The sequence below is a fragment of the Streptomyces sp. NPDC107654 genome (genome assembly GCF_055639035.1).
This window is the reverse complement of record NZ_JBVKBI010000009.1, coordinates 124,874-142,280: the sequence shown is the minus strand read 5'-3', so window position 1 is coordinate 142,280 and position 17,407 is coordinate 124,874. Positions and strand designations below refer to the sequence as shown.

Here is a 17,407-nt window from a genome sequence, read left to right as displayed (position 1 = left end):
GGCGCTCCCCGCTCACGCCCTGCGCCGCCGCCGGATCGGCTCCCCCACGCGGTGCAGGTGCGTCAGCGCCTCGCGGTAGGACCGGATCAGTCCGGTCTCGTGGTACGGCACCCCGATCTCGGCGCAGTACTGCCGCACGACGACCCGCGCCCGGCGCAGATGGACCGTGGGCATGCTCGGGAACAGATGGTGCTCGATCTGGTAGTTGAGCCCGCCCAGCATCATGTCGGTGAGCCTGCCGCCGCGCACGTTGCGGGAGGTCAGGACCTGGCGGCGCAGGAAGTCGAGCCGCTGGTCACCGGTGAGCGTCGGCATGCCCTTGTGGTTGGGGGCGAAGGTGCAGCCCAGGTAGACGCCGAACAGGCACTGGTTCACGGCGAGGAACGCCACCGCCTTGCCCGGCGGCAGCACCAGGAACAGGGCGGAGAGCACGGCGGCGAAGTGCAGCAGGAGCAGCGCGCCCTCCAGCACCCGGTTCTTCATGAACGGTGAGCGCAGCGCCCGCACGCTCGCGACGTGCAGGTTGAAGCCCTCCAGGGTCAGCAACGGGAAGAACAGCAGCGCCTGGTGCCCCCCGAGGAGGCGGGCCAGGCCCCGGCTGGCGCGGGCCTGCTCGGCGGACCACACCAGGATGTCCGGTGCGACGTCCGGATCGAGTTCCTCGTGGTTGGGGTGCGCGTGGTGGCGGGTGTGCTTGTTCATCCACCACCCGTAGCTCATGCCGATACCGAGGTTGCCGAACAGCCGCCCCCCGATCTCGCCGTGCCGGCGCCGCCGGAAGACCTGACCGTGTGCCAGGTCGTGCGCCACCAGGGCGACCTGCCCGAACACGAGGGCCAGGAAGGCGGCCACGGCCAGTTGCCACCAGGTGTCGCCGAGAGCGAGGAAGGCCGCCCAGCCGGCGGCGAAGGAACCGGTCACCAGAGCGAGCCGCACCGTGTAGTAGCCGGGGCGCCGCCGCAGCAGACCGGCCTCGGTGATCCGCCGGGCCAGAGCGGCGAAGTCGCTGCCGGTGGTGACGGGGGAGTCGGAAGAGATCGTCATGCCGAGAATTCTGGGGACGGCCGTACGCCCCGAAGAAGCCTGCCAGCCACCGTGTGCGCACAAGGCCCGCCCCACCCCCGGGCGGGGGTTTTCCCCCGGACGCGTCCGTGACCTAGGCCGTGGCAGGCTCCCCGCCCCCCGCCCGGGGGAGTGATCTGGACCACATCTCCAGCTCTTCCACCCCGCCCGGCGGAGGCGTAGGTTCCGTATCACCCCGCGACGGCGCCCTCGGTGGCGCTGGTCCGCCGGTCCCGGGGCGGCGGACCAGCGGGGGCCAAATCTGCACAGGGGCGCACGGACGCGGTGCTCGCCGCAGGTGCGCCGATCCGGCTCACACCGGTTCGGGCTGCGGTTCCGGTTGCAGGGCCGGCACGGTCTTCGGTTCCCACAGCCGGGTGGTGCGCAGATAGGCGTGGATCACCGAGGCCACCGCGAGCACGAGGAGCGGCCCGAAGAGCCACGCGTGCTCGGCCATCTGCAACGGCAGGTAGCGGTACGCCACCAGGAGCGCGGTGAAGACCGTGGCGCCGTGGGCGACCAGCTGGATCCCCGACCGGTCCCAGCCGCGGGCGAGCGAACGCAGCGCCGCCTCGATCGTGAGCGTGAACACCACGCCGGCCAGGATGTCCGCGCCGTAGTGGTAGCCGAAGCCCAGGGTCGCGCCGAGGGTGGCGATCAGCCAGAAGGTGCCGGCGAACCGCAGGGCGCGCGGCCCCTTGCGGGAGTGGATGAAGATCGCGGTGGCCCACGCGGTGTGCAGGCTCGGCATGCAGTTGCGCGGGGTGATCTCGTCGAACGGCATGGCGTGCGGGACGGTGACCGGCGACGGTGTGTTCGGCCACAGGTCGGCCACCGCCCAGTGCCCGCCGTCGGCGCCGTACGCGAAGAGCGGTCCCACCACCGGGAAGATCATGTAGATGCCCGGCCCGAGCAGGCCGATCACCAGGAAGGTGCGCACCAGGTGGTGGTCCGGGAAGCGGCGCTCGACGGCCACATGACGCAGCTGGTACAGCGCGACGACCACCGCGGCCACCGCCAGCTGGATGTAGACGTAGTCGAGGATGTGCGTGCCGACCGTGCCGGTGGCCTCGACCAGCCGGCCCACCAGCCAGGAAGGGTTGCCCAGCGCGTGGTCGGCGGTGGCCACGTACTGGTCGAGCACCGCCGGGCGGGTCTTGGAGGTGATGAGCAGCCAGGTGTCGCCGGTCTTTCGGCCGGCCACCAGCAGCAGGCCCAGCCCGACGCCCTTCAGCAGCAGGACGCGTTCCCGTCCGGTGCGGCGCGTGAGCGCGATCACCGCGTAGCCCAGGAGCACCCACAACGCGCCGTTGCCGAAGGGGTGGCCGCTGTGCGGCGGCGTCTTGGCGTCGAGCGCCCACCGCACCAGGAAGAAGACGATGTCGATGCCGACCGCGATCCCGGCCGCGATGAACCGCTCCCGCCAGGTGAGCACCACCATCATCAACGCCATGCTGGCGTACAGCAGCGGTCCCGACTTGGGGGCGAACACCACCTCTTTCGCCTGGTTGCTGATCGGCCCCGGCATGCCGTAGTGGCGCGCGGCGATCTCCAGCGCGATGAGGAAACCGACGGTCACCACTGCCGCGGCGGCCCACAGGACGGTCCGTGGCCGGCGCCACACCGCGCTATCGGTTCTGTCGTTTATTCGCGAAAACGCCCGCGATGGTCTATTTATCAATTGTTTTGGCCGTTTTGTTGGTTGTAAGCAAACAGGCACTCTTCGTGTGCGTTCGCTGATGCTATCGGAGGGGGTACGGACCTAGCCCCGGAGGAAGTCGATGAGGGCTTCGTTCACCTCGTGCGGGCGTTCCTGCTGGGTCCAGTGTCCGCAGCCCTCCAGCGCGAGGGGCTCCCGCCACAGGTTGGGCATCAGCTCGGGCAGCCTCGCGATGAGTTCCGGGGTGCCGGGGAAGGCGGGGACGAGGTCGCGGTCGCCATAGACGTACAGGGCCCGCGGGGTGACGACGGCACCGTGCCAGGCGGCGGTCAGCTCCCAGTTGCGGTCGAGGTTGCGGTACCAGTTGAGAGCCCCGGTGAAGCCCTGCGAGAAGCTCTCGGTGAGCGCGTCCAGGTCGTCCTCGGTGAACCACTCCGGCAGCACCTCCGGGTCCGGCATGGTCGCGAGCCAGCCGCGCTCGGGGTCGACCAGCGGCTGCCGTCCCGACCCGGCGTCGGGAGCGTCCCCGGAGGCCCAGTGGAAGAACTTCCGCAACGTGGTGCGCGTATCCCGCGCGAACTCGGCGTCCGCGACGCCCGGGCGGTTGAAGTAGTTCCAGTAGAACCGGCCGTCGAACCGCTTCTCCATGGCGGCCAGCGGCGGCTGGGTCCCGCGGAACGGCGGCGGCACGCTCAGACCGGCCACCCCGAGCACCATGTCCGGCCGCAGCAGCGCGGTGTGCCAGGCGACCGGCGCACCCCAGTCGTGCCCGACGACGTACGCCTTCTCCTCGCCGAGCGCGTGGACCAGCCCGACGACATCGCCCACCAGGTGCAGGATCGTGTACGCGTCGACGGCCTCGGGGTGGTCGCTCCGCCCGTACCCGCGCTGGTCGGGGGCGACCACACGGAAGCCCGCGTCGGCCAGCGGACCGAACTGGTGGTGCCAGGAGTGCCAGGACTCGGGGAAGCCGTGCAGCAGCACCACCAGGGGGCCGCTGCCCTGCTCGGCGATGTGCAGCCGGATGCCGTTCACGTCCACGATGCGATGCTCGACCATGGGCAGAGCGTACGCGCGGTGATCTCCGGACGGCCGGTGGGCGTCGCGGACGTGGCGTTTCTCCGCGACCAGGAACCTGACACGGGCCGCGGCCCCTTCGGGGTGCGAGCCGCGGTGGGCCGGGACCGGCCCGGGGCCGGTCGGCGTACGGCGGTCGGCCGCCGTCCATCTCCTGCTCGCACCAGATGGTCTTGCCCCGGTGCCCGAACCGCGTCCCCCAGCGGACGGCGAGCTGGGCGACGATCCCCAGCCCCCGCCCGCCCTCGTCCGTGGCGCGGGCATGGCGCAGGTGGGGGGGCGGTGCTGCTGCCGTCGGAGACCTCGCACAGGAGACCGCGGTCGCGGATCATGCGCAGCCGGATCGGCGGAGTGCCGTAGCGGATGGCGTGGGTGACCAGTTCGCTGACGATCAGCTCCGTCGTGAACGCCGGCTCCTCCAAGTGCCAGGCCGCCGGCTGGTGCTCGGCGAGCCGCCGTGCCGTCCCCACGACCGCCGGGTCCCACGGCAGCGTCCATTCGGCGAGACGGTCCTCCTCCAGCCCGCGGGTACGGGCCGGCAGCAGGACGGCGTCGTCCTCGCCCTGGCCGGGCATCAGGGTGTACACCACGTCGTCGGCAAGCCCCGGCAGGGCACGGTCGGGACGGGAGAGAAGGCGCAGCAGGGTGCTGCGCGCGTCCGGGGCCTCCCGGAGGAGACCGTTGGTGTACAGCGCCGGCAGACTGCCGTCCGGCAGCTCGACGCGCAGCGACTCGTACCCGCCGCGGCCCGTCCCCGGCAGCGGCCCGGCGTCCGGTTCGAAGCCGAGGGGCTCGCCGAGCGGACCCACGGCCACCGGGGCCGCGTGGCCCGGGCCGTTCACGGGTCACCGCGGGGGCCGCCCTTCGCGGTCCGGGAGCAGCAGCACCGTGTTGGAGACGGCTCCCGCCGCGGTGTTCACGGGCTGTGCCGCGAAGTGCCCCGCCGGGCCCGGGTGGCGGACGTGGGCGCCCGCGACACGGCCGTCCACCAGGAACGGGGAGAGGACGAACGGCACCCGTGCGGCGGCCCGGGCCCCGTCGAGGCTCCGGAACCGCATCGCCGTCCCGTCGGGCACGAGCCGGCGCTGGACGACGACCGTCCCCTCGGCGGACCGCCGCGTCAGCAGGTCGAGCCAGTCCCGGTCCGTGACCCCGTTCCCGGCGACGAAGCCCGTTCCCCCGTGGCCGCACGAGGGTTTGACGACGAGGCCGGCCCTCTCCCGCACGGCCCGGTCCAGGACGCGCAGGCGCCGCTCGGCGGACTGCCGGGGGCCCAGCCACGCCGTCCACGGCACATGCCGCAGGATCAGCTCGCGGTCCGCGGGCTCGTACAGGTCCACGTCCTCGTGCATCCAGGCCAGCACCTGCTTCGCGCTGAGCAGACACGACGCCTCCGGGACGAACAACCGCACGGTGCCGGCCAGGACCGCGGCGCGCAGGACACCGAGGGCCGCGCCGTCCGCCAGCACCCGGCCGGCGAACTGGTTGAAGACCCCGTCCACACGGTCCCCGCCCACCCACAGCCCGCCGGCGCCGCCGTGCACCTCGGACAGGTCCGCGACGCACACGTCCACACCCGCCGCCCGGGCGGCTTCCGCGGCCGGCCGGAGATAGCGGCGCAGGGCCGGGGTGCCGTGCAGCTTCGCCGCGAGACCCGAGGCCGCCCGCCAGGTCGGGACGAGCACCCGGCGGCGCGTGCCGTCCGGCGCGGCCACGGCCCCGGCCAGCGCGGCCGCCCGGGCCCGCAGCGTGGACGGGGGCTCGGCGAGGGTGCCGTCCGGCCGGCTCCGGGCGAACGCCGCGCCCCGCTCCTCCAGACCCGGCACCCCGTAGATGTTCGGCCCGATGTTCAGCTCCACGAACCACGGCGTACCGCCCACCAGCAGCGCGTCGGGCCGGGCCATGCGCAGCAGGGCCGCGTCGGACAGCGGCTGCGACGGGTCCAGAAGCGGCAGCTCGGGACGGTCGTCCAACGCCCCGCACAGCTCGCCGGCGGTCCCGGCCCGGCGCCCGCACGCGAGGAGAGCGCACCGGAGCACGTCCGCCGCGAGCGCGCCGAACCGGTGGTAGTCCGCCGCGGAGAACACCAGCGGACGCAGCGCCTCCCAGTGGCTCCGCGACGCGTCTAGGACCCACGGGTCGGTTCCGGCGCCGCACCGCAGCAGCGCCGAACGGGCCCCGCCCGGCAGCCGGGGCCACAGGTCACGCAGGATCACTCCCGAACCGCACTCCACGTCTGCCTCCCTCGGACGGGACGGCGCCGCGCGGCCGTGCTCCCTTCGACGGTAGGCCGTCGCGCGCCGCCCCTCATCCCGGGAGAGGCACCCATAGGAATTCCGATGCCGGACATTCGGTTCCTCATTGGAAAGCCATGGCGGAGCGCCGTACGTTCGAGGACATCGCCGCACCCACGGGATCCGCACGGACCCCGTCCGGTACGGCACCCCGTCCGCCACCCCTGGGAAGAGACACCATGTCGAAGATCCTCTTCGTGATGACCGGCGCCGACCACTGGACGCTGGCCGACGGCACCGAGCATCCCACCGGTTTCTGGGCCGAGGAGGCCGTCACCCCCTACGAGGCGTTCAAGGAGGCCGGGCACGAGATCGTCGTCGCCACCCCCGGCGGCGTCGTCCCCACCGTCGACAAGGGCAGCCTCGCCGCCGAGGTCAACGGCGGCCAGGAGAACGCCGACAGGATCGCGGCCCGGCTCGCCGCCATGAGCGAGCTGCGGCACCCGGTCCGGCTGGAGGACGTCGACCTCGACGCCTACGCCGCCGTCTTCTACCCCGGCGGTCACGGCCCCATGGAGGACCTCGCCGTCGACACCGCCTCCGGCGGCCTGCTGATCGACGCCCTCGCCGCCGGCAAGCCGCTCGGCGTGGTCTGCCACGCCTCGGCCGCGCTGCTCGCCGCCACCCGCGAGGACGGCACCAACGCCTTCGCCGGCTACGAGGTCGCCGCGTTCACCAACGCCGAGGAGACCCAGGCGGGCCTGGCCGACAAGGCCGGGTGGCTGCTGCAGGACCGCCTCACCGAGGCCGGCCTGCGGGTGCGGGCCGGCGAGCCCTGGGCGCCCCACGTGGTGGTCGACCGCGCACTGGTCACCGGCCAGAACCCCGCCTCCTCCGCCCCGGTCGCCACCGAGCTGCTCAAGCAGCTGGGCTGAGCCGCGACACGCACCACCCCCCTCGCCCGGAACTCGTCCCCGGAACGCGCCGACTCCTGAAGCGGTTCGGCCTGATCCGGCCGATGCCGTACGACGTGACGGGGACCGGTGCTGGACGAGTCGCAAGGAGCCCTTTCCGGCGGGGGCGCGCCGTCGCGGAAGGCGCTGCCCCCGCCCGCCCTGTGCGGCTTCCTCCTGCTGCTCGCGCTGATGGGCGCGGTGGCGTACACCGCCGGGACGGCCGCCGGCCCCGTGGCACCCGGAATGCAGGACACCGGTACCGGACGGCGCCGCCCACCTCCACCTCGAAGCGGCCGTCGGAGTCCCGCCGTTCGTACGGGCCGGACGCTTCCTGGAGGCCAGGGCCGGGCGCGGAACCGGAGAAGCCTTCAGGTCGCTCGCACAACTGGCCGTCAGTAAAGCGTCGGTACGCCAGGACCAAACCGAACACCTCGAGCGCGTCGAGCGGTTGGCGGCCGGCCCGGTCTTCGTCGTCCGCCCCGGGGACCGCGTCGCCACCGACGGCGAGGTGGTGGAGGGGCGTTCCGCGGTGGACCTGTCCCTGGTCACCGGCGAGAGCGAGCCCGGCGAGATGCGACCGGGCGCCACGCCCCGTCACCGACCGCACCGGCGCCAGGACCGTGTTCTCCGCGCCGACGCCCCCGACGGCTGGACCACACCCTGGCACGCGGTCGCCCCGCGCCGCGCCGACGGCACCCGGGCCCTGCTGCCGCGCGACCGGGCCGCCCGGCTCGGCCGCGTGGTGCTGCGGGACGGCGGGCCGAGCCACTTCGAGCAGGAGCGCTATCCCCGCCAGGGCCCGGTCACGGCGAAGGTGGTGCCGGGCGTGTAGCAGTTGACGTACATCGTGCCGCCGTCGGGGGAGAAGGTGACTCCGGCGAACTCGCCCCATTCCGGAGTGGCGCCGGCCGCGGCTGGTGCGATGACCTGCCGGTTGCGGGCCATCGCGTACACCTCGCCGGTGCGCGTCAGGCCGAAGACGTGCTGTGCGCCGTTGCCGTCCTCGCACACCATCAGGCCGCCGCTCGGGGCGAGGCAGATGTTGTCCGGGGACTCGCCGGGCAGTTGCACGTCCGTGGCCGGGCCGAAGACGACGACCAGTGTCAGGCGGTGCCGCCGCGGGTCGTAGCGCCAGATCTGGCCGTAGTGGTCGGCCGCCGAGCCCTCCGCGCTGCGGGCGAAGGACGACACGAAGTACACGCAGGAGCCGCCCCAGTAGCAGCCCTCCAGCTTCTGCGCGTGCGTGATGCCCCGCGGGCCGTAGTCCTGCAGACGGGTGGGGGTGGCGGCGGCCAGCGGGTCGGGCACGTCCACCCATTCCACGCCGTCGAAGTGCGCGCCGGTCTCCTGGATCGTGGACAGGTCCGGTACGCCGGGGACCCGCATCGCCTGCAGCCGGCCGCCCGCGCGCAGCGAACCGACGCCGCCGAGCGGTTTGTGCGGGAGGAAGCGGTAGAACAGGCCGAACGGCTTGACGAAGGCGTCCTCCGTCTCGTACACGACGCCGCTGTGCGGGTCGACCGCGATCGCCTCGTGCTGGAAGCGGCCCATCGCGGTCAGCGGGACGGCGCCGGTGCGGTGCGGGTCGGTGGGGTGGACCTCGAAGATGAAGCCGTGGTCCTTGGTGTAGCCGTTGGTGCCCGCCCTGTCCTCGGTCTCCTCGCAGGTCAGCCAGGTGCCCCACGGGGTGCGGCCGCCCGCGCAGTTCACGGCCGTACCGGCGATGGCGACCCGCTCGGACAGGACGCGGTCGCCGGCGTCGAGCGTCAGGGCCGTACAGCCGCCCTTGCCCGCCGGGTCGTAGGTGAGACCACCGACGGTCGGTACCGCGATCCGCGCGGTGACGCGGTTCTCGTGGTTGCGGACGAGGTGCCTACGGCCGGCTCTGCCGGCGAAGGCGGCCATGCCGTCGTGGTTCGAGGGGACGAGGCCCTCCCCGGAGCGGAGCTGGTCGCCCTCGCGGGAGAGCACGGTGTAGCGGAAACCTTCCGGCAGATCGAGCAGTCCGTTCGGATCGGGGACGAGCGGGCCGTAGCCGGTGTGGCCCGTGCTCTGTGCGGCGGCGGTGCCCGCGAAGAGCTCGGACAGGGCTCCGGTGAAGGCGATGCCCGCTCCCAGGGCACTCGCGCGGGCCAGGACCTGACGGCGTGTTGCAGACATGCGGCAGCAACCTTCCTGCTGGCGGACAGGAACTGTGATCCCGCTGTGTCTATCACCTGGTACGGGCCACGGGAACCACGCGCGTGGCCCGTGTCCCCTTCCCTCCGTGCCGCCGCGCGCCGGACGGAGGGAAGTGCGACGGTGGCCGCTCCCCGGCCACCGTGACGTCCGGCTCGTCGTCCAGCAGGTCGCGCACCCCGCGCCGTGACATCGCCCGGCACGCCCGCGCAGGCCGTGCCGACGTGGACCTGAGGACCGACGGGTCAACAGGTTCGCCTCACGGTCACCGACGGCGGGGCAGGCATCCCGCCCGGGGGACGCCGCAGCGGACTGCGCAACCTCTCGGGGAGGGCGCGCGGACTCGGCGGCGACCTGCGGCTCGACCGCCCGGACACGGGCGGCACCCGACTGGACGGGTCCGCACGCGCCTCGGGGCGGTGGGGGCGAGCCCGAGCCCGGCGTCGGGACGGGGGCCTGAGGGCGGCCGGCCGGGTGTCGGCGAAGGCGACGCGGAGCCGGTCGCGGGCCGGCGCGGCCCTCTGGTCGTGCGTGCGGGCGAGGCGTGTCACGGTGGCATCGAGAGACCGTGCCGCCGGCCGGGCGGCCCGGTGCAAGGCGGTGAGCCCGATGACGGAACTGCCCCTGGTGGTGGGAGTGGACGGTTCGGAGCCCAGCTTGGCGGCCGTGGACTGGGCGGCGGACGAGGCGGCCCGCCACCGCCTGCCGCTGCGGCTGGTGTACGCCTCCCTGTGGGAGCGGTACGAGGGGTCCGTACCGCAGGGCGAGCGGGAAGATCCCTCGGAGCAGGTGATGGCCGAGCGGATCGTCGCCTCCGCGGCCGCGCGGGCCCGGCAGCGGTCGCCGGACGTCAAGACGGACACCGACATCCTCCCGCAGGGCCCGGTGGACGCTCTGCTGCGGGCAGGGCAGGAGGCTTTCGCGCTGGTCACGGGGGCACGTGGCCGGAGCGCGCTCAAGGGGCTGCTGCCCGGCTCGGTCGGGCCGGCCGTGGCCGCCCGCGCCGGCTGCCCGGTCATCGTCGTCCGCGGGGACCGAGCCGGTCTGGCGGGCACCCACGGCCGGGTGCTGCTCGGCGCCGGGCGACCGGACACCGCCGGCGAGGCCGTGCGCTTCGCCTTCCAGGAGGCCGAGGCCCGCGGCTGTGCCCTCGACGCCGTACGCGTCTGGCACGCGCCCGCGCACGAGAGCGTCGTCCGTGGCCTGCGCGCCGGGGAGGCCGCGGACCGGCACGAGCGGCAGGCGGCCGAACTGCTCGACACCCTGCTGGGGGGCGTGACCGCCGGGCATCCCCGGACGCGGGTGCGGCGCGCGACGCCCCAGGGGACGGCCCGGAAGGTGCTGGCGGACCTGTCGGCCGCGGCCGACCTCGTCGTCGTCGGCCACCGGCACGACGGCGCCGGGCACCAGCTCGGCCGCGTCGCGCACAGCCTGCTCCACCACGCCCAGTGCCCGGTGGCGGTCGTACCCCAGCGCTGACCCGGTCCGCCGGCATCGTGATCACCGTGCTCCCTGCCCCGCGGCATCGACAGCCCCGGCCGCTCGCCGTGCGACGCACGGCGCGATGCCTCACCCCGCACGGCTCATGCCCCTGTCCGCAGCGGACTCCGGACGGCCTCGCCCCCGCGCTCCCTCCGGCCCCGGTCTTCTGCTTCCTCACCGGCGAGCGCCTGCCCGCTGGGCGCCCGCCGGGACACCGCGTACTCTGGGTAGACCGACCTACCTAATGTGGCCTGATGTGAGGGAGACCCCGGTGAGTGCGGCGGAGAGCGGCCGGCGGCGTCCGGCGAGGGAGCGGCTGCTGGCCGCGGCGGCCCGGCGTTTCTACGCCGACGGTGTGGCGGCCACCGGCATCGACACGATCACCGCGGACGCCGGCGTGGCCAAGATGAGCCTCTACAACAACTTCGCCTCCAAGGCCGAGTTGGTCAGGGCCTACCTTGAGGCCCGGCACGAGGAGTGGCTCCGGCTGTACCGGGCCCGGCTGGACCAGGCCCGGGGGCCGCGCGACGGCGTCCTCGCGGTCTTCGACGCCTACGCCGACCACGCGGAGGTCGCCTACGGGCACGGCTTCCGCGGCTGCGGCCTGCTCAACGCCGCCGCCGAGCTTCCGGCCGGGGACGGGGGCCGGGCGGTCGTTCGCGCCCACAAGGAGGAGGTCGAGCGGCTGATCGCGGGCCACCTGGAGGAGCTGCTGCCCGGGCGCCCGGACGAGGTACCCGCGCTGGCCGAACACCTCGCGTTCCTCCTGGAGGGTGCGATGGCCCGCGCCGGACTGGAGGGCGACGCCGACCGCGTACGGCACGCCCGCTGCCTGGCGGCCGGCCTGCTGGACCGGCTGTGAGGCGGCCCGCCGCCACCGGCACCGGCGCGCTCTGCGTGCTGGCGGCTTCCGTCCTGTGGGGGACGACGGGCACGGCGGCCACCTTCGCCCCGGACGCGGGACCGCTCGCCGTCGGGGCGGTCGCCATGGGCCTCGGCGGACTGCTCCAGGCCCTCGTCGCCGCCCCGCGGATCGCCCGCCACGCGGCCCGCCTGTGCGAGCAGCGCGGCACGGTGCTGCTCGGCGCGGCCTCGGTGGCGGTCTATCCACTGGCGTTCTACAGCTCCATGCGCCTGGCCGGGGTCGCCGTGGGCACCGTGGTCTCGATCGGCACGGCACCGCTCGCCTCGGCGCTGATCGAACGCGTCCTGGAGGGCCGCCGGCTCACCCGCCGCTGGACGGCCGCGGCTGCCCTCGGTCTGCTCGGCACCGTCCTGCTGTGCGTCGCCGAGGCCGCCCACGCCGGCCGCACCGGCCGGGCGTCCGCGGCCGGCACGCTGTCCGGCGTGGGCCTCGGACTGCTCGCCGCCGCGACCTACGCCCTCTACTCCTGGGCCGCGCACCGGCTCATCACCCGCCGCGTGCCCGCCCGCGCGGCGATGGGCACGGTCTTCGGACTCGGCGGGCTGTTCCTGCTGCCCGTCCTGCCGGCCGCCGGCGCACCACTGGTCGCCTCCTGGTCCGCCGCGGCCGTAGCCACCTACATGGCGCTCGTCCCCATGTTCGCCGGTTACGTCCTGTTCGGCTGGGGGCTGGCACGCGTGCCGGCCGGCACCGCGACCACGCTGTCCCTGCTCGAACCGGCCGTCGCGGCGGTCCTCGCCGTCCTCGTCGTCGGCGAACGCCTCCCCGCCGCGGGCTGGGCCGGTGTCGCGCTCGTCATCACCTGCCTCGTCGTCCTTACCACCCCCTCGTCCGCCCTCCGCCGCCGCAGGCGCGGGTCCGGGAGCCCGGTGCGGTCCGGGGCCCGGCAGGGCAGCGCACCGCCGGCGGCGAGGGAACGCGGGTGAACGCTCAGACGGTGACCCGGGGCCGCGCCGGGTCGAGGTGGTGCACGGCGGTCTGCGTGGAGTGCGGGGCGAGCAGGCTCCGGAGTTCTTCCGCCGCGGTCTTCAGGAGCCCGCCGTCGCGGTCGGCGCGCAGGGTTTCGAGGAGGAAGGCGACGTGGGTGGAGTCCTCCGTGACGCGGGTGCGGTGGGCGTCGCGGTGGTTCCAGTGGCGGGTCAGCACGCCGGTGGTGTCCGCGTAGACGATCTCGCCGGGTCCGGGGTGCTCGACGGTGCCGGGTTCGCCGAGCGGGGTGAAGGACTCGGTGCCGTCCGCGTGCCGGATGTCGACGTCGCCGGTGACCCGGTCCAGGTCGAAGGCGCCGGCGGGCAGCCCGTGCCGGACGGAGACGGCGTTGTAGGAGTCGACGGCCGGGTTGATGCGGGGCAGGCTCCCCTTCCTCGCCATCCGCCGGCCCAGCGCGTCGACGCTGGGCCGGACGCGGCGGGGGTTGGTGCCGAAGGAACGGTAGGCGGCGTGCCAGGCCCCGATGCGGGGGTCGGTCTCGTCCGCGGGCCGCCAGCTGCCGTCGGCGAGCCGCTGCTCCAGCTCCTCCAGTGCGGCCTCGGTGTGCGGCCAGGGTTCGTGGCCGCGCAGGCCGGTGGCGGTGACGAGGGCGACGAGGGTGCCGGGGAAGGCGTCCGCGACGGCGGGGGCGAGACGGAAGGCGGGCATGGGCGGTGTTCCGTTTCCTGGCGGATGGGCGAATGGGCGGATGGGCGGATGGATGGGCGGTTGGGTGGGTGTCGGGTTCCTGGCGGGCGGGCGGGCGAGGCCGGTTCGGGGCTTCGGTGACCGTGCGGATCGCCGGTTCTAGGTGAGGGCGAGGAGGCTGACGGCGACCGCGGCCGTGCCCAGGCCGACGAGCTGGCCGCGGTGGATGCGTTCGGCGAGCACCCCGCGGGCGAGCAGGACCGTGCCGGCCGGGTAGAGGGCGGTGACCACCGCCACGACCGTGAGGTCCCCGCTCCGGGCGGCCAGCAGGAACAGCAGGTTCGCCACCGAGTCCAGCACGCCCGCCGTGGCGGACAGCGCGTACGCCGGCCGCTCCGGGCCGAGCCTGCGGTGCAGCAGCCCGGCCGCGGCCAGGGTGACGGCCGAGGAGACCGCGCGGCCGGTGATCAACGGGGCGATGCCGCTGCCGGACGGGGCCTGGTGCAGGCAGACCAGCTGGATCGCGATGGCGGCGCCCGCGCCGAGCGCCAGCAGCAGCGCCGTACCCGAGGGGCGCGTCGCGCCGGCCCCGTGTCCGGCGCTGACCAGCACCACCGCCACCAGCGCCAGCGGCAGGCCGACCAGCCCGGCGGCGGCCAGGTGCTCGCCCTGCAGCAGCCCGACCCCGACCGGAAGCGCGGCGGAGACCAGCGCGGTCACGGGCGACAGCACGTTCATCGGGCCGATCGCCAGCGTGCGGTAGAGCAGGGCGAACGCGGCGGCCGAGGCGACCCCGGAGGCCGCGCCCCAGGTCAGGGCGCCGATGTCGAACGAGGCGCCGAGGAACGGCCACAGCAGCAGCTCGACCATGAGCGAGGCCGGAGCCGCGACCATCACCGTGCGCAGCACATGGGCCTTGCGGGCGCCGAGGCCGCCGAGGAAGTCGGCGCATCCGTAGGCGAGGGAACTGCCCAGAGCCAGCAGCAGAGCGATCACGGTACATCCCTTACAATCAGTGGAACGACCGAACCGTACAACGAAACGACCGCACCGTGTCAACCGAACGACCGCCCGGTGCAGTGTGATGGTCCCCTCGCGAGGAAGTGATCGGATGGCCGAGACGGCCGCAGCCCTCCAGGCGCTCGCGCGCAACGTCCGGGCGGCACGCACCCGCGCCGGTCTGTCCCTGGACGAACTCGGCCGGCGCGCCCAGGTCAGCAAGGGCGCCCTGGTCGGGCTGGAGAAGGCCCAGGGCAACCCCAACTTCGCCACCCTGGTACGGCTGGCCGACACCCTCGGTGTCTCGGTGTCAGCGCTGCTGGAGGGACCGGCCGAGGGCCGCGTCCGTGTCGTCTCCGCCGAAGCGGCGGCGCCCCTGTGGACCGGGGCGCGGGGCGGCGAGGCCCGGCTCATGCTGACGACGTCGGGACCGGCCCCCGTCGAGGTCTGGCGCTGGCGGCTGGAACCGGGGGAGGAGTACCCGAGCCACCCTCACCAGTCCGGGGTCGTGGAGACCGTCAGCGTCACCGCCGGCCGGATGACCCTGGTCGTCGACGGCACCGAACACACCGTGGAAGCCGGCCAGACCGCCACCTTCGACGCCGACGCCCCGCACACCTACCGTGGTGCCGGCACCGGGACCTGCCACCTGGTCATGACGGTCCACCTGCCGCCCGGCGCGACCGGGTGAGGGCGCGCGGCCACGGCGGGAAGGAAGCGGACCCCCGGCGGCCGCACACCGCGCCCCGCCCGGTCGTGCCCTGCGCACCGCCAGGTCGTACACCGCGCCCCGCCAGGTCGTACACCGCGCCCCGCCGGGCCGTGCCCCGCGCACCGCCCGGCCGTACACCGCGCCCCGCCCGGCCGCGCGAGGCGACCGGGCGGGGCGGGTGACCGGGCACTGTGGCGCGCCGGCCGCGTGAGGCACCCGGGCGTCGTGGGGCCACCGGGGCGCGCTGGGCGACGGGCGGTGTGGGGCGACCAGGCCGTGCGGGGCGCTCTGGCTCAGCCCTCCGGTTCGAGGATCACCGGCAGTTCCGCGAGGCCGCGGAAGGCCGGGAACGGCACCTCCAGCCACCGGGGGCCCTCGCCGGAACCGGCCAGGGCCATCCGGGGAAACCGGTCGAACAGGCGGGTGAGCGCCAGCTGCGTCTCCAGCCGGGCCAGCGGGGCGCCCAGGCAGTAGTGGCCGCCGTGCCCGAAGCCCAGGTGGGCGTCCTGCGCGTTGCCCGGCCGCATCACGTTCAACTCGTCCGGTGAGTCGAACTTCTGCGGATCGCGGTTGGCCGAGCTGATCGCGATCTGGACCAGGGCGCCCTTGGGGATCAGCGTCCCGCTGTACTCCACGTCCTCGGTCGCGTAGCGGAACGTCGCGCTCTCCACCGATCCGTCGTAGCGCACCAGTTCCTCGACCGCCGCCCGGGTCAGGTCCGGGTTCTCCCGCATGGCGCGGAGCTGCTCGGGGTGGGACAGCAGGTGGTGGACGGCGTTGCCGATGAGGTAGGCGGTCGTCTTGTGACCGGCGAACATCAGCAGGAACGCCGTGGAGACCAGCTCGTTCTCGGTGAGCGCGTCGTCGTTGTCCCGGACCGCGATCAGCGCGCTCAGCAGATCGTCCCCGGGGCGCTCCCGCTTGGCGTCGATGAGGGCCGTGAAGTACGCGTGCAGATCCTCCTCCGCCCGCTGCTGGGCCCGCTTGGCCTCCTCGCCGAACCCGGTCTGCGCCACCGTGGTGGACAGGTGCTGCATCCGTGGCCGGTCCTCGGCCGGCACACCGAGCAGATCGCAGATCACGGCGATCGGCAGCGGGAACGCGAACGCGGGCAGCAGGTCGAAGGGCTCCCGGGCGGGGCACGCGTCCAGCAGGTTCCGGACGACCTCCTCGATCCGCGGCCGCAGGGCCTCCACGCGCCGCGGCGTGAACGCGGAGTTGACCATCCTGCGCAGCCGGGTGTGCTTCGGTGCGTCGGAGTTGAGCATGTTGTCGTCCAGTGCGACGGACGAGTCACCGAAGATCCTCCGGTACGCGTCCATCGCCCCGTACATGTCCTTGCTCAGCCGGGGATCCGCCAGGGCGGCCCGCGCGTCGTCGTACCGGGTGATCAGGTACGTCTCGTTGCCGTGCGGCGGTCTCATGGGGCAGACCGGCGCCGCCGCGCGCAGGTGGGCGTAGAACGGGTGCGGATCGCGCCGGAACTCCGGGGTGCACCGCTCGGCCGCGGCGACGGCCTCGTGCGTGGTGGTCACGGACGACTCCTGAGGTCGAAGAGGGCTTGGGCGTTGCCGCCGAGGATGAGCTGCTGCGAGGCCGAGTCGACCGGGAGCTTCTCGACCATGTGGACGAAGTCCTCCAGCGGCGCCGCCATCGGCGGAGAGTCGGTGCCGAACAACATCCGCTCCGGCCCCAGCACTTCGGCGTTCAGGGCCAGGTGTGCCGGGCTGAACGGGCTTGTGTCGACGTACATGCGCCGCAGGGCCGCGGCCGGGTCGGCGGACGGCCGCACACCCTCCTCAGCGTCCGCCTCGGGGGCCCCCGGCGCGGCGGCGTCGGCCCCGGGCCGGCCGGAGGGCGGCGCGCCCCCGGCCCAGTGCCGGGGGCGCGCCGCCGTCTGCAGGCGCTCCGGCAGCAGCGCCATCGCGCCGCCGCCGGTCGCGCCGATCAGCCGCAGACCGGGGTACTTGTCCAGCCATCCCGCGAACGCGATCATGGCCATGCCCAGGGTGACATCGCCGAAGCGGCCGATCTGCTCCACGAAGCCGGTCGGGTCCACCCGCTCCGTGCCCACCGGTTCGGCCGGGGCGTGCACCAGGACCGGCACCCCCGCCTCCGCGGCCAGCGCGAAGAAGGAGTCGGCGCGCTGCGAGCCGAGCAGTTCCCCGTGCACGCTCGACGTGGTGATCAGACCGACGAAGGCGGGGTCCGCCAGGGTCTCCCGCACCCCTTCGAGGTGGTCGTCGTCGCCGAACGGGTTGGCGTACACGTAACCGCGCAACTGGTCCGGGAACCTGCGGATCAGCCCCGACATCCAGGCGTGGAAGGCGCGCAGCCGGTCGCGCGGCTGGGCGTAGTTGTCCACGCCCGGCACACGCGCCATCGCGCCGGCCCCGACGGGGCTGCCGATGAGGGTGAGGTCGATCCCGGCCTCGGCGCGCGCGGCGAGCATGCCGTCCACGTCGGTCAGGCTCGGCGGCATGGGGAAACGTTTCGCCGCTTCGG

The 17,407-nt window shown here is 74.2% G+C and carries 15 protein-coding genes and 1 pseudogene; 6 read left to right on the top strand and 10 right to left on the bottom strand.

All coding sequences use genetic code 11. From position 1 onward, the window contains the following. Positions 1 to 12 precede the first annotated feature (12 nt). The 5 genes from ACZ7N4_RS18125 to ACZ7N4_RS18105 form a co-directional block, all read right to left on the bottom strand. On the bottom strand, positions 13 to 1,044 hold the full coding sequence (locus ACZ7N4_RS18125; protein ID WP_471359298.1) for a fatty acid desaturase family protein: 1,032 nt from the start codon (positions 1,042 to 1,044) through the stop codon (positions 13 to 15). A 331-nt stretch (positions 1,045 to 1,375) separates the two neighbouring features. Continuing rightward, positions 1,376 to 2,686, bottom strand: a complete 1,311-nt coding sequence (locus ACZ7N4_RS18120) for a phosphatase PAP2 family protein (RefSeq protein WP_471359297.1) — start codon at positions 2,684 to 2,686, stop codon at positions 1,376 to 1,378. Between the two features lie 138 nt (positions 2,687 to 2,824). Next, positions 2,825 to 3,781 carry an alpha/beta fold hydrolase gene (locus ACZ7N4_RS18115; RefSeq protein WP_471359296.1) on the bottom strand — a complete coding sequence of 319 codons (957 nt, stop codon included), beginning with the start codon at positions 3,779 to 3,781 and terminating at the stop codon, positions 2,825 to 2,827. Further along, entirely contained in the window at positions 3,754 to 4,641 is an 888-nt protein-coding gene (locus ACZ7N4_RS18110) for a hypothetical protein (RefSeq protein ID WP_471359295.1), read from the bottom strand. Before ACZ7N4_RS18110 ends, ACZ7N4_RS18115 begins: the two co-directional genes overlap by 28 nt. A gap of 3 nt (positions 4,642 to 4,644) precedes the next feature. Beyond that, on the bottom strand, positions 4,645 to 6,015 hold the full coding sequence (locus ACZ7N4_RS18105) for a hypothetical protein (RefSeq protein ID WP_471359294.1): 1,371 nt from the start codon (positions 6,013 to 6,015) through the stop codon (positions 4,645 to 4,647). A 257-nt stretch (positions 6,016 to 6,272) separates the two neighbouring features. On the opposite strand from ACZ7N4_RS18105, the gene ACZ7N4_RS18100 reads away from it, so the two are divergent. Together ACZ7N4_RS18100 and ACZ7N4_RS18095 are read left to right on the top strand one after the other, a co-directional pair. Then, positions 6,273 to 6,968 carry a type 1 glutamine amidotransferase domain-containing protein gene (locus ACZ7N4_RS18100; protein ID WP_471359293.1) on the top strand — a complete coding sequence of 232 codons (696 nt, stop codon included), beginning with the start codon at positions 6,273 to 6,275 and terminating at the stop codon, positions 6,966 to 6,968. 280 nt (positions 6,969 to 7,248) lie between these two features. Beyond that, positions 7,249 to 7,575: pseudogene (locus tag ACZ7N4_RS18095) on the top strand (P-type ATPase actuator domain-containing protein); the annotation flags it as partial. 197 nt (positions 7,576 to 7,772) lie between these two features. On the opposite strand, the gene ACZ7N4_RS18090 reads toward ACZ7N4_RS18095, so the two are convergent. Continuing rightward, entirely contained in the window at positions 7,773 to 9,149 is a 1,377-nt protein-coding gene (locus ACZ7N4_RS18090; RefSeq protein ID WP_471359292.1) for an alkaline phosphatase PhoX, read from the bottom strand. Between the two features lie 627 nt (positions 9,150 to 9,776). Between ACZ7N4_RS18090 and ACZ7N4_RS18085 the strand changes: the two genes are divergently transcribed. The 3 genes from ACZ7N4_RS18085 to ACZ7N4_RS18075 all read left to right on the top strand — a co-directional run bounded on the left by ACZ7N4_RS18085 (position 9,777) and on the right by ACZ7N4_RS18075 (position 12,500). Beyond that, positions 9,777 to 10,646 carry a universal stress protein gene (locus ACZ7N4_RS18085; RefSeq protein WP_471359291.1) on the top strand — a complete coding sequence of 290 codons (870 nt, stop codon included), beginning with the start codon at positions 9,777 to 9,779 and terminating at the stop codon, positions 10,644 to 10,646. A 247-nt stretch (positions 10,647 to 10,893) separates the two neighbouring features. After that, positions 10,894 to 11,511, top strand: coding sequence for a TetR/AcrR family transcriptional regulator (locus ACZ7N4_RS18080; RefSeq protein ID WP_471359290.1), 618 nt, complete (start codon positions 10,894 to 10,896; stop codon positions 11,509 to 11,511). Continuing rightward, positions 11,508 to 12,500 carry a DMT family transporter gene (locus tag ACZ7N4_RS18075; RefSeq protein ID WP_471359289.1) on the top strand — a complete coding sequence of 331 codons (993 nt, stop codon included), beginning with the start codon at positions 11,508 to 11,510 and terminating at the stop codon, positions 12,498 to 12,500. Before ACZ7N4_RS18080 ends, ACZ7N4_RS18075 begins: the two co-directional genes overlap by 4 nt. A 4-nt stretch (positions 12,501 to 12,504) precedes the next feature. Here ACZ7N4_RS18075 and ACZ7N4_RS18070 read toward each other — a convergent pair whose 3' ends face one another. Together ACZ7N4_RS18070 and ACZ7N4_RS18065 are read right to left on the bottom strand one after the other, a co-directional pair. After that, positions 12,505 to 13,212 carry a B3/B4 domain-containing protein gene (locus tag ACZ7N4_RS18070; RefSeq protein ID WP_471359288.1) on the bottom strand — a complete coding sequence of 236 codons (708 nt, stop codon included), beginning with the start codon at positions 13,210 to 13,212 and terminating at the stop codon, positions 12,505 to 12,507. 138 nt (positions 13,213 to 13,350) lie between these two features. Then, positions 13,351 to 14,187: an EamA family transporter gene (locus ACZ7N4_RS18065; protein ID WP_471359287.1), complete on the bottom strand. Its 837-nt coding sequence runs from the start codon at positions 14,185 to 14,187 to the stop codon at positions 13,351 to 13,353. A gap of 115 nt (positions 14,188 to 14,302) precedes the next feature. On the opposite strand from ACZ7N4_RS18065, the gene ACZ7N4_RS18060 reads away from it, so the two are divergent. Beyond that, on the top strand, positions 14,303 to 14,881 hold the full coding sequence (locus ACZ7N4_RS18060; RefSeq protein WP_471359286.1) for a helix-turn-helix domain-containing protein: 579 nt from the start codon (positions 14,303 to 14,305) through the stop codon (positions 14,879 to 14,881). Positions 14,882 to 15,195: 314 nt separating this feature from the next. Here the strand turns inward: ACZ7N4_RS18060 and ACZ7N4_RS18055 are convergent, their stop codons facing one another. Together ACZ7N4_RS18055 and ACZ7N4_RS18050 are read right to left on the bottom strand one after the other, a co-directional pair. Beyond that, positions 15,196 to 16,437 carry a cytochrome P450 family protein gene (locus ACZ7N4_RS18055; RefSeq protein WP_471359285.1) on the bottom strand — a complete coding sequence of 414 codons (1,242 nt, stop codon included), beginning with the start codon at positions 16,435 to 16,437 and terminating at the stop codon, positions 15,196 to 15,198. After that, complete coding sequence (locus tag ACZ7N4_RS18050; protein WP_471359284.1) at positions 16,434 to 17,384, bottom strand: amidohydrolase family protein; 951 nt, start codon at positions 17,382 to 17,384, stop codon at positions 16,434 to 16,436. Before ACZ7N4_RS18050 ends, ACZ7N4_RS18055 begins: the two co-directional genes overlap by 4 nt. Between the last annotated feature and the right edge of the window lie 23 nt (positions 17,385 to 17,407).

Coding starts and splice junctions, on each gene's coding strand:
- ACZ7N4_RS18125 (WP_471359298.1), bottom strand. CDS start 1,044: ATGACGATCTCTTCCGACTCCCCCGTCACCACCGGCAGCGACTTCGCC.
- ACZ7N4_RS18115 (WP_471359296.1), bottom strand. CDS start 3,781: ATGGTCGAGCATCGCATCGTGGACGTGAACGGCATCCGGCTGCACATC.
- ACZ7N4_RS18100 (WP_471359293.1), top strand. CDS start 6,273: ATGTCGAAGATCCTCTTCGTGATGACCGGCGCCGACCACTGGACGCTG.
- ACZ7N4_RS18090 (WP_471359292.1), bottom strand. CDS start 9,149: ATGTCTGCAACACGCCGTCAGGTCCTGGCCCGCGCGAGTGCCCTGGGA.
- ACZ7N4_RS18085 (WP_471359291.1), top strand. CDS start 9,777: ATGACGGAACTGCCCCTGGTGGTGGGAGTGGACGGTTCGGAGCCCAGC.
- ACZ7N4_RS18080 (WP_471359290.1), top strand. CDS start 10,894: ATGTGGCCTGATGTGAGGGAGACCCCGGTGAGTGCGGCGGAGAGCGGC.
- ACZ7N4_RS18070 (WP_471359288.1), bottom strand. CDS start 13,212: ATGCCCGCCTTCCGTCTCGCCCCCGCCGTCGCGGACGCCTTCCCCGGC.
- ACZ7N4_RS18060 (WP_471359286.1), top strand. CDS start 14,303: ATGGCCGAGACGGCCGCAGCCCTCCAGGCGCTCGCGCGCAACGTCCGG.
- ACZ7N4_RS18050 (WP_471359284.1), bottom strand. CDS start 17,384: ATGCCGCCGAGCCTGACCGACGTGGACGGCATGCTCGCCGCGCGCGCC.